Consider the following 10,559-nt stretch of genomic DNA (forward strand, 5'->3'; position numbering starts at 1 on the left):
ATGACTATCGGGCCGCGCGATTAGCTGCCTGCCTTGCCCGATGTCGCTGCTTTCCCGTCATGCCGTTGATCGAGCAGTGCGTCGATCTGCGCGCTTTCCTTCTGCAGTTGCATTCGCAGGTACTTCAGGAATTCCTTGCCGTTTTCCGACAGGGGTCTTCCAGGGCGCATGACCAGCAGCGTGCGACATTCAATCACAGTGGAGAGCCGTCGAATCACGAGGCCTCTCGGAATGAAGTCCAGCGCGGCGATTGGGTGCACCATTGCCAGCCCGATGCCGTCGAGCGCCAGTTGACAAGCAGTTGCGGACAGCGGCGTCTCGATCACCGCGCGCAAATGCACGTCCTGCTCGACGAGTGCGGCTTCCAGGCGCCGTCGTGCGGAGTCTTCCGGGTTCATGTCGATGAAATGGTCCGACGCGAGGTCGCCGAGGCTCAGTGCACGCTTGCGACTGAGCGGGTGATCCGCAGACATGGCGATCACGCCCGGCATCACCGAAAAAAGCGAATGCTCGATGCCTTGTGTGTTGACTTCGTCGTTCATCAGGCCGAAGTCGACCTGACCTGTCACCACGTGCTGATAGACCTCTTTCGAACTCGTCACCTGCAGCATCATCTGCATGTTGCGACGCTGAGGTTCGAACGCGGCCATTGCACGGCCCACGAAGCAGTTTCCGAACGCGGGATAGGACGCCATCGACAGTCGCCCCAGTCCGAACATACGCAGACTGCGGATGCGATGTTCAATGGCCTCGTAGCCGACGTAGTACCGGTCGACCTCGCTCATCAGCGCATGCGCTTCCTGGGTTGGTTGCAACCGTCCGCGAACGCGATCGAATAAGCGTAAACCCGCAAGCTCTTCCAGCTTGCGAATCGACTGGCTGATAGCCGGTTGCGACACACCTAGCAGCCGCGCGGCTTTGCTCGCTGTTCCAGACGCCATGACCGCACGAAACACTTCGATCTCACGAATCGACACCTATAAGCTCCGCTTCTGGAGTGAGAAGTCCCAATGGTAGATCGATTATATTTGGCAGAAAACAATCCTCTCACGTTCAACGACCGAAGCAGAGGATTCAATGGAGAAGTCAGTACCCGCGCATCTCGCCCAGCCCTTCAGAAGCCTGTCGCCAGGCGTATTCCGCGCGTCGACGATCGTCTTCGACTCGTACGAGGATTTTGTTGGGAGAAAGTCGCGACAGCCCGACGGCTACAGCTATGGCTTGACGGGGACACCCACCAACCGGGAACTCGAAACCCGCATCGCCGACCTCGAAGGCGCCCGGCATTGCGTCGTGGTGAGTTCCGGGCAGGCCGCATTGATTGCCTCCGTTCTGCCGTTCGTCAAGGCAGGCGATCACGTGCTGATTTCGGACGCCAGCTACGGCGGGCTCAAAGCGTTTGCCCATGACTGGCTCGCGCGGCTGGGCGTGCAGATTGGCGTATATCCAGCCGATATCGGTTCACAGATCGTCGAATGGGTGCAGCCCAATACACGCATGATCTGTATCGAATCGCCCGGCACGATCTCAATGGAAATGCCGGACGTGCGTGCGATCGTTGCTGTCGCACGTGCCCGGAAAATCCTCACGATGATGGACAACACCTGGGCCAGCCCGCTGGCGTTCCGGCCGCTCGAACACGGCATCGACATGAGTGTCGAGGCCGCCACCAAGTTCTTCGGAGGGCACTCCGACCTGTTGATGGGCGCGGTCAGCACGAACGACTTCGCGCTCTACGAGCAACTGCGCGAGGCGCAGGCAACGATCGGCCTTGCCGCGAGCGCGGACGATTGTTTCCTCGCGCTGCGAGGTCTGGAAACCTTCAGGCTGCGGTTCGAGCAACAGAGTCGTGACACGCTACAGGTCGCGCATTGGCTTGAGCGCCATCCGGGCGTCGATCGCGTGCTGTTCGCGCCGCTCGAATCGCATCCGGGTCACGCCATCTGGAAGCGCGATTTCAGCGGAAGCGGGTGTCTGTTCTCATTCATCCTGAAGCCCGGCCCCGAAGATGCGATTGCAGCATTGTTCAACTCGCTCAAGACGTTTTCGATCGGCGCGAGTTGGGGTGGCACGCGCAGCCTGATCGCGTTCTATCCGGCATCCATTCAGCGTGCCCGGAAATTCCCGCCCACCGATCAGGCCATCATCCGCGTGTCGATCGGGCTGGAAGATGTGGAGAGCCTGATTGCGGACCTGGATCACGGTCTCACGCAGTATGCGGCGCAGTGTGAATCAATCCGCTGATCGAATCCAGACACACAAGATCGACCGGCAAATATCGAACGACCGGATGAGGTTCCAGAATGGAAGCGCTCTTTCTGCGTGCGTTGCCGCTGCTGAAGATGGCGATACTCACCACGCTCTCGCTTGGCTGTCTGTCGTTTGTGCTCGGATCGGTCCTGGGGCTGGGAATAGCGCTCGCGCGAACCAGCAACTGGCGACTGGCTCGCGCGTTTGCTTTCGCCTATGTATCGATCTTTCGCGGCACGCCATTGTTGTTGCAACTGCTTGTCGTGTACTTCGGTCTGCCTTATTACGGCATTGTCATGTCGCCGTTCATGGCGGCGATGGTGGCACTCACGCTCTTTGTCGCGGCCTATCTGAGTGAGGACTTCCGGGCAGGCCTGCTGTCGGTGGACCGCGGCCAGTGGGAGGCGGGCATGTCGCTCGGCATGGGGTACTGGAAGATGCAGCAACGCATCATCCTGCCGCAAGGCCTGCGCATTGCCGTGCCGCCCGTGTCGAGCCGGCTGATCGGGCTGATGAAGGACACGTCACTCGCCTCAACAGTGACGGTCGTCGAAATGACGCGCGTCGCCAATCAGGTCGGCGCGGCCACTTTCCGCTACATGGATATGTTCCTGATCGTGGGTGCCTTGTACTGGATCATCAGCCAGACACTCACCATCCTGCAGACCTGGCTCGAATCCACGCTCGTCAGGAGGTACGGATGAATGGAGAAACGATCGTGCTGCGTGCGACGGGCCTGCACAAGCGCTTTGGCGAGCACGCGGTCCTGAAGGGCATCGACCTCGAAGTGAAAGAGGGCGAGGTCGTCGTGATCATGGGTGCATCGGGCTCGGGTAAGACCACGCTGATCCGTTCACTGAACTTCCTTGAGATGCCCGATAGCGGGCACGTGGACGTATGCGGAATCAGTGTCCAATGTGAGCCCGCAGCGCGCGGCAAACTCGAACGCTGCTCGCGCGCCGCTCGCAGGCAGATGGCACTGATTCGCCGCAATACGGGCATGGTGTTCCAGTCATTCAACCTGTTTCCGCACATGACGGCGCTGGAAAACGTGATGGAAGGGCCCGTCAGCGTGAAGGGCGTTGCAAGGGCCGAGGCGCGGGAACGCGCGCAGGCTCTGCTCGATCGCGTTGGGCTGCGCGAGCGTGCGGGTGCGTATCCACGGCAGCTGTCGGGCGGCCAGAAACAGCGTGTGGCGATCGCGCGAAGCCTCGCGATGGACCCACGCGTCATCTTCTTCGACGAACCCACCTCGGCACTCGATCCGGAACTTCGTGACGAAGTGCTGCACGTGATGAAAGAACTCGCCGAGGCGGGCATGACCATGCTTGTCGTTACGCATGAAATCCGCTTCGCGCGCGAGGTGGCCGACAGAGTGCTTTTTATGGAGGGTGGCCTGATCACGCACGACAGCCCGGCAGCCCAGTTCTTCGCCGATTCGAACAACGACCTTCGGACCAAACGCTTCCTCGGAAAGCTGGCCGTCTGAACAACAGCCTTGTGAGACCAATCATGAATCGAATGCATGGCATCGCAGTTCCATTCGGGCGCGCCTGCGCGGTATTCCTGTGCGCTGCCTTCCTGTGTGTTGCGGCGCGCGCCCAAGGTGACGACGCACTCGCGCGCCTGCGTCAGAAGGGCGAGATATCGATCGCCAATACGCAGGCGAGCCCGCCGTGGAGTCTGCTCGATGAGAGCAATCAACCGGCTGGCTATGACGTTGATGTGGCACGAGAGATAGCAAAGCGCATTGGGGTGCCGAAAGTGACCTTCGTGGCCGACTCATTCTCCAATTTCGTTGATGGGCTGCGCACAGCGAAGTACGACATTGTGGTCAACAGCATGGCGGCGACAGCCGAGCGGAAAAAGATCGTCGATTTCTCGGTGCCGTATGCCCCGCAGGAATTCCGCATCTGGGTCAACGACAAGACAAGTGGCATTAATCAGGTTGCGGATCTGGCAGGCAGGAAGGTTGGTGTCGAGGCGGGCACATCGAACGAAGTCTGGGCACGTGCGCATCTCCCCAATTCCACGATCCTGAGCTATGACAACGGCGGTTTCCTGTACAACGATCTCGGCACGGGCCGTATCGATGCCGTTATCGAATCGCATTTTGCCGGTCTGAAAGAGAAGGAAATCAATCACCTGCCGATTCACGAGGCGGGGCCAGTTCTGACCATTTCGCTTGGCTGCATCGCATTGCCGAAAAATCAGCCCGCGCTTGAGAACGCGATCAATGGAGCGATCGCAGACATGTCCAAAGACGGGACACTCGAACGCCTGGGACACAAGTGGCTCGGCAGCAACTACGACGTGGTCGGGGACATTCAAAAGGTCACGCAGAAAACGAACTAGCACGCGACGACCGGCACATCCGCATACTTCACTCTCCTACACATTTGAACATGAGCAATCCGATCAGTAGTGAAATCAGTTTCGACGAAGATGGAAAACATGTCGGTTACCTGCGCCTGCCGCACAGCGTGACACGTTCGGCCTACGGCTGGATTCCCATCCCCGTCGCTTCGATCCGCAACGGCACGGGACCGACTGTGCTGATCATGGCGGGCACCCATGGCGATGAATACGAAGGCCAGATCATCGTGTCGACGTTGATTCGCGAGATTGAAGCGGACATGGTGCGGGGGCAGCTGATCCTGTTGCCGATGGCCAACTATCCGGCGGCTGCCGCCGGCCAGCGCACGTCGACCGGCGATGACGGTAACCTGAACCGGCTCTTTCCCGGCGATCCCGCGGGCACGCCGACGCAAATGATTGCCGACTACATCGAGAACACGCTGCTCAAACGCGCAGAGTATCTCGTTGATCTGCACTCGGGAGGCAGTTCGCTGCTATACGACGGTGGGAACATGCTCGCGCTCGAGCCACGCGACAAGCAGGAAGAAGCAAAGGTCAAGGGCATGCTCAGCGCCTTCGGTCTGCCGAGAGCTTTTCTTCATGCACCCAACCCCGTCAACATTTCTGCCGCAGCACGACGGCAGGGTGCGATCTCCATCCTGACGGAACTCGGCGGTGCAGGAATGTCCAGCAAGCTGCTGATCGACCAGGGACGGCAAGGCTTGCTTAACTTCCTCGCGCACGTCGGCGTGTTGACCGGCGATCTGGTTCCGGGCAGTCCACCGTGCAAGACGCGCTTTCTGCGCGTGGAGGGCAGACATCACTACGTCTACGCTCATGACGACGGCCTGTACGAGCCGCTGGCGCAGTTCGGAGAGCGTGTGAGCAAGGGGCAGGCCGCCGCGCGCATCCATTTCCCGGATACGCCGCTGCGCGAGCCCGTTACCGTGTATTTCGATGGCAACGGCGAAATTGCATGTCGTCGCGTGCAGGCACAGGTGCGTCGTGGCGACTGCCTCTTCCAGCTTGCGGACGACGACCGAACCTACGCGTGAAGGGGGCGACAGGCGCCTGTCTCGCCCCTCGATAACGGCCATTCAGAACACACGCGATCGTCCAGCGGAATGTGAAAGTTTCAACGCGCTTGCGCTTTGCCACGGCACTGTCACGCCAGGGTGTTGGCACATTTACTACGCCCTACGGTTTATCGTCGGGCCGCCGTTCGACTGGCACTTTCCTACGCCGGTAAAAGCCCAGCCGCCCGATAACTCTCGATCAACGCATCGTAGAGCTTGATATCGGAGCGGCCTCGCGCCATCAGTTGCGCGCCCGCGACCGCGGCGAATATGGCGCGCGCCCGCTTTTTAGCGTCCCTGGGACCGACGATTTCCGCCTCCACCAGCGTCTTGCCAAGCCACGCGACATTGACGTCGGTAAAGGTCTGGACCTCCTTCTTTACGACGTCGGGCAGGTCGTCATATTCCGCTGTCATGAAGCTGGCCATGCACATGCGGTTGTCGTTCTCCAGCGCGACGCGAAACGTCCCCGGGAATTTGCGCAGGCGATCGGCTGCATCGGGCGGCTCTGCCGACAGCATTTCCAGCCCCGCCGCAGCATCTTCCCAGTAACGCTTTGCCACCGCGGCCGCGAGGTCAGCCTTGCTCGGAAAATGATGGTAGAGGCTCGCAGCCTTGATACCCACTTCTTCCGCCAAAGCACGTAGCTTCAATCCGCCATACCCATGCGCTTGCGCAATCTTTGTCGCGACGGCCAGGATTTTGTCGCTGGAACTGGTGCCTGCCTCGTTAGCCACGAATTTCCCCTCGATGAAGACAAGCCGCCTCGGAATCGTCTATCCGGTCAGCTCAAAGCATGTTGACAAGGTGAATTATACCGCCTAATCTTCGCCCTAACAAACGTTAGGTAGGATTCGTTCCTGACTTTGCCAGTTATTTTTCCGACACTTTGAAAGGCTCCGTTATGTCCATCGAACTCATCTCTCAAGACGCAACCAGGCTCGCTGAACTGATCCGTACCAGGGAGGTTTCGCCGGTAGAGGTCATGCAGGCGCATCTCGACCGCATCAGTGCAGTGGATCCCAGGATCAATGCAATCGTCACGGTCGCCGCCGACGCGCTCAAAAACGCAAGAGCCGCGGAAGCCGCAGTGATGGCAGGTCAAGAACTAGGGCCGCTGCATGGCGTCCCCTTCACGGCAAAAGACTCCATCGACACTGCCGGCGTGCTGACGCAACGTGCCTCGCCAATCTTCAAGGGCCGCGTGCCCGACACCGATGCAACCAGCGTGGCTCGCGTGAAGAAGGCGGGTGGCATCCTGCTCGCGAAAACCAACCATCCCGAATTCTCGTTCTGGATCGAAACCGATAACCTGCTTTCGGGACGCACGAGAAACCCGTGGAATCTGGATCGCACGCCGGGTGGATCGAGCGGCGGCGAGTCTGCGGCCGTCGCAGCACTGATGTCGCCGATCGGTCTCGCAACGGATGTCGCCATCTCGGTGCGCGGTCCGGCGGCCCTGACTGGCGTCGTCGGTCTCAAGGCGACGCACGGACGAATTCCCATGACGGGTATCTGGCCCCGCGTGCCGCGTCGTTTCTGGCACATCGGCCCGATTGCACGGAGCGTTCGCGACATCGCGCTCGCCTATTCGTTGCTGGCAGGTCCTGATGGCGCGGACGGTTTCTCGACGGCCCCGCTCAAGCTGGATGCCGGCGTTGGATCCACACCGGGCCGGCCGCTTCGGGTGGGCTTGCTCATCGATGCTTTCGCGCCCGTGGACGCCGACGTCGAAGCCACCGTGCAAGCCGCAGCCGAAGCGCTGCAAGGTTTGGGCGTAACCGTGGAGCCGGTGCGTATTCCCGTGCTCGAGCAGATCAACGCGCTCGAGGTGCTGTGGAAACTTCAGGTCATGGAAACCAAGCCTGCCTTCCGGAAGGTGACGGCCGGGCACGAAGACAAGATCTTCAAGCACGTCCAGGCGGTCTATGACACGCCGGATACTTCGATCGCCGATTTCGTCGATGCAGAACAGCAGGCGGAACAACTGCGCGACGGCTTCGCGGAGTACTTCCAGCGCTACGACGCGTTGCTCTGCCCGGTGACGCCGGTGCCGGCACACGAACACGACGCAGCGGAATTCAACATCAAGGGTCAGTCGGTATCTTCGCTGCACGTCATGACCGCAACTGCGCCGCTCAATGTGACGGGGCTTCCGGGCATGACGCTGCGTTTCGGTACGAGCCGCGAAGGGCTGCCCGTCGGCGTGCAACTCGTAGCGCCGTGGCTGGCGGAATCGACGCTTCTGCACCTTGCCTCGCTGCTTGAAGCGGTGAGTCCCGTGCGTGGTCTTCATCCCGACCTGTCCAACATCTGAGTCGGACCGCAATCCTTCATTGATAGAGAGCAATCCAACTATCGTCAGTTATTGGCCGTCGCCTGGCCGACGGCCTCTTTTCTGGAGGTAGCACCATGTCTAAGCAAGCACCGCGCCGCGCGTTGATCGTCATCGATGTGCAGAACGGATACATCACAGGTAACTTCCGGATCGAGTATCCGCCTGTCGCGTCGTCGCTGCCGAATATCGCCAAAGCGATTGACGCCGCCAATGCTAGCGGCGTTCCGGTTGTGCTTGTAAAGCGCGTCTTGCCCGCTGATGCACCGATTTGTGTGATGCACACAGTTTTGTTTCGTGACATTTCTCCTCTACAGAAATGCGAAAGCAAGGTGCAGGTGGATGCATAACCACAGGCGATCATGTGATAGCGGGTTGCGTGAAGATTCCACGCGTCGACTAACCCTGACGTCGATGTCGAGCAGACGTAAATGTCCCATAAGTTTCGACCCCTACCTTTGCAGGATGCTCCAGCGTCCGGCGTCAGCCGGAGCTCGACCATTCATGCACCCGGATCCAATCCGCGATCGAAGCAAAGGAAGGAATCACCATGTCGGAACTCGTCACTCAAGACCTTGAATCCTCAAGCGAACGGTGCTCGTGGCGGCCGGTCGCGGCCGGTGCCATCGGCAATGCGATGGAATGGTACGACTTCACTGTCTATGGCTTCTTCGCAAGCACGATCGGGAGCGTGTTTTTTCCGTCGCAGAACCATCTGGTGTCGCTTCTGGCGTCGTTTGCGGCATTCGCGGTAGGATTCCTGGTGCGGCCGTTCGGGGCGCTCGTCTTCGGGCATATCGGCGACAAGTTCGGCCGGCGCGCTGCGCTGTGGATGTCGGTTGTCTGCATGGCGGTGCCCACCTTCATGATTGGCCTGTTGCCCACCTATGCGCAGATTGGCGTCGCGGCTCCCATCCTTGTCGTGCTGTTTCGATTGTTGCAAGGCCTTGCCGTTGCAGGCGAGATCGGCGCGTCCGTGACCTTTCTGGTCGAACAGGCAGGCGGGAGGCGGCGAGGGCTGCTCGGCAGCGTCGCCCTGATGACAGGCGCATTGGGTACCCTGATCGGCTCTGCCATGGGCGCTGTGCTTACGACGACACTGAGCCCCGACGCGATTCACACATGGGGCTGGCGCGTCCCGTTTCTGATCGGGATTGTGATCAGCGTCTTCGCGTGGTACTTGCGACGCACGATTCCGGACACTGGCGTCAAGCAACCGGAAACAGCGTCCCCATGGCGCGAAGCCCTGAGAACGCAATGGCGCACGATGCTGCTGTTGCTGGGCATGAACGCTGTTGGCGCGATCGGCTTCTATCTGTGTTTCGTGTTCGCGACGACGTACCTTCGGCAGACCGAGCATATGGCGGCGTCCACTGCACTCGACATCAACACGCTGGCCATCGCTTTGCAGATGGCAACGTTTCCGCTGGCCGCATCGCTGTCTGACCGGATCGGGCGCCGCCCGGTTCTGCTGACCGCCGCGGGCGCGCTGTTCGTGCTGGGCGTGCCGCTATTCTGGCTGATGCATCACCCTGATCCGATGCTCGCAGTTGCCGGGCAAGGTGTGCTCGCGGTGTTGCTCGGATGCTTCGTCGGCGTCGCGCCCACCTACATGGCCGAAATGCTGCCGGGAAGCTTGCGTTGCACGACCGTCTCGCTCGCCTATAACGTCGGCTTTGGCGTGCTAGGCGGCCTGACGCCGCTCACGGCGCTATGGCTCATGCATCTCGGGATCATCGATTTCGACTTCAACACGCTTGCGCCCGCCTATCTGTTGATGACAGCCGCTGCCGTCTCGCTGCTGGTGGTGCTGCGTTTGCCGGAAACCTTCAGGTCGTCGCTCCCGGCCGGACACGGTCAGCCCGGATCGCATTCATAGTTGAGACATACATCATGAGCCTCAGTCCGGAAATCATCGCTGTCGTCGTGGTCGCGGGTCTGGTCTGCGGCTTCCTCAATACCGTGGCTTCGTCGGGGTCGGCGGTGACGCTGCCCATCCTGATGGCTATCGGTCTGCCTGCTGCCGCGGCAAATGCGACCAATCGCATCCCGGTTCTGGTCGGCGCGATGGCCGCGACCATCCAGCTTGCGCGGCACGGCGCGATTCCCTGGCGGCGCGGGCTGATGGTTGGGGCGCCGATGGTGCTGGGCGCGATAACTGGCGCGATCGCAAGTGAGCATCTGCCGGGTCATGACCTGCGCAAGATCATCGTTGGCGCGGTCGTGATTGCGTTGGTGCTGATCTTCACCAAGCTGAAGAATCTGCTCAACGCCGCCACGAGCAATGACTTTCGGCTGAGCTTCAAAACGATCTTCCTGCTTTTCCTCGTGGGCGTGTGGGCGGGCTTCATCGTGCTGGACTCGGGCACGTACATGCTGCTCGTGCTGGTGCTGGCCGTCGGTCTGACGCTTGTCGAAGCGAATGCCATCAAGAACTTCGTGACGCTACTGGCAACGTTGGCGGCCATGCTCGTGTTCATCGAGCATCAAAGCGTCGACTGGAAGATCGGCGGGTTGATGGGGGCGGGAAGTCTGATGGG

At 60.4% G+C, this 10,559-nt stretch carries 10 protein-coding genes and 1 pseudogene; 9 read left to right on the forward strand and 2 right to left on the reverse strand.

Annotated features, from left to right (window positions below):
* Positions 1 to 20 precede the first annotated feature (20 nt).
* The gene (locus DK391_RS28295; protein ID WP_109481318.1) at positions 21 to 977 is read right to left on the reverse strand and encodes a LysR substrate-binding domain-containing protein; all 957 of its coding nucleotides are present in this window, start codon (positions 975 to 977) and stop codon (positions 21 to 23) included.
* Positions 978 to 1,077: 100 nt separating this feature from the next.
* Between DK391_RS28295 and metC the strand changes: the two genes are divergently transcribed.
* From metC to DK391_RS28320, 5 genes are read left to right on the forward strand one after another with little or no spacing between them, the layout of a single operon-like run.
* Positions 1,078 to 2,244, forward strand: a complete 1,167-nt coding sequence (gene metC / locus DK391_RS28300) for a cystathionine beta-lyase (RefSeq protein WP_109481319.1) — start codon at positions 1,078 to 1,080, stop codon at positions 2,242 to 2,244.
* 59 nt (positions 2,245 to 2,303) lie between these two features.
* Positions 2,304 to 2,954: an amino acid ABC transporter permease gene (locus tag DK391_RS28305; protein ID WP_109481320.1), complete on the forward strand. Its 651-nt coding sequence runs from the start codon at positions 2,304 to 2,306 to the stop codon at positions 2,952 to 2,954.
* The gene (locus tag DK391_RS28310; RefSeq protein WP_109481321.1) at positions 2,951 to 3,739 is read left to right on the forward strand and encodes an amino acid ABC transporter ATP-binding protein; all 789 of its coding nucleotides are present in this window, start codon (positions 2,951 to 2,953) and stop codon (positions 3,737 to 3,739) included. The genes DK391_RS28305 and DK391_RS28310 overlap by 4 nt, the downstream gene beginning before the upstream one ends.
* A gap of 23 nt (positions 3,740 to 3,762) precedes the next feature.
* Complete coding sequence (locus tag DK391_RS28315) at positions 3,763 to 4,605, forward strand: transporter substrate-binding domain-containing protein (RefSeq protein WP_109481322.1); 843 nt, start codon at positions 3,763 to 3,765, stop codon at positions 4,603 to 4,605.
* A 50-nt stretch (positions 4,606 to 4,655) separates the two neighbouring features.
* Complete coding sequence (locus DK391_RS28320) at positions 4,656 to 5,663, forward strand: succinylglutamate desuccinylase/aspartoacylase family protein (protein WP_109481323.1); 1,008 nt, start codon at positions 4,656 to 4,658, stop codon at positions 5,661 to 5,663.
* Positions 5,664 to 5,845: 182 nt separating this feature from the next.
* Here DK391_RS28320 and DK391_RS28325 read toward each other — a convergent pair whose 3' ends face one another.
* On the reverse strand, positions 5,846 to 6,421 hold the full coding sequence (locus DK391_RS28325; RefSeq protein WP_109481324.1) for a TetR/AcrR family transcriptional regulator: 576 nt from the start codon (positions 6,419 to 6,421) through the stop codon (positions 5,846 to 5,848).
* A 167-nt stretch (positions 6,422 to 6,588) separates the two neighbouring features.
* On the opposite strand from DK391_RS28325, the gene DK391_RS28330 reads away from it, so the two are divergent.
* The 4 genes and pseudogenes from DK391_RS28330 to DK391_RS28345 form a co-directional block, all read left to right on the forward strand.
* A complete protein-coding gene (locus DK391_RS28330) occupies positions 6,589 to 8,001 on the forward strand; it encodes an amidase (RefSeq protein WP_109481325.1) in 1,413 nt (470 codons plus the stop codon).
* A gap of 95 nt (positions 8,002 to 8,096) precedes the next feature.
* Positions 8,097 to 8,291, forward strand: a pseudogene (locus DK391_RS28335) (isochorismatase family protein); the annotation flags it as partial.
* Between the two features lie 278 nt (positions 8,292 to 8,569).
* Entirely contained in the window at positions 8,570 to 9,898 is a 1,329-nt protein-coding gene (locus DK391_RS28340) for an MFS transporter (RefSeq protein WP_109481327.1), read from the forward strand.
* Between the two features lie 14 nt (positions 9,899 to 9,912).
* Positions 9,913 to 10,559, forward strand: a 647-nt coding sequence (locus DK391_RS28345; RefSeq protein WP_109481328.1) for a sulfite exporter TauE/SafE family protein, incomplete at its 3' end; no start/stop codon positions are given.

The sequence above is a fragment of the Paraburkholderia sp. C35 genome, assembly GCF_003121405.1.
GTDB lineage: Bacteria > Pseudomonadota > Gammaproteobacteria > Burkholderiales > Burkholderiaceae > Paraburkholderia.

What these genes read in the sequence shown, in the direction of transcription:
- DK391_RS28315 (WP_109481322.1), top strand. Translation starts at nt 3,763, where the DNA reads ATGAATCGAATGCATGGCATCGCAGTTCCATTCGGGCGCGCCTGCGCG.
- DK391_RS28340 (WP_109481327.1), top strand. Translation starts at nt 8,570, where the DNA reads ATGTCGGAACTCGTCACTCAAGACCTTGAATCCTCAAGCGAACGGTGC.
- DK391_RS28320 (WP_109481323.1), top strand. Translation starts at nt 4,656, where the DNA reads ATGAGCAATCCGATCAGTAGTGAAATCAGTTTCGACGAAGATGGAAAA.
- DK391_RS28305 (WP_109481320.1), top strand. Translation starts at nt 2,304, where the DNA reads ATGGAAGCGCTCTTTCTGCGTGCGTTGCCGCTGCTGAAGATGGCGATA.
- metC (WP_109481319.1), top strand. Translation starts at nt 1,078, where the DNA reads ATGGAGAAGTCAGTACCCGCGCATCTCGCCCAGCCCTTCAGAAGCCTG.
- DK391_RS28310 (WP_109481321.1), top strand. Translation starts at nt 2,951, where the DNA reads ATGAATGGAGAAACGATCGTGCTGCGTGCGACGGGCCTGCACAAGCGC.
- DK391_RS28330 (WP_109481325.1), top strand. Translation starts at nt 6,589, where the DNA reads ATGTCCATCGAACTCATCTCTCAAGACGCAACCAGGCTCGCTGAACTG.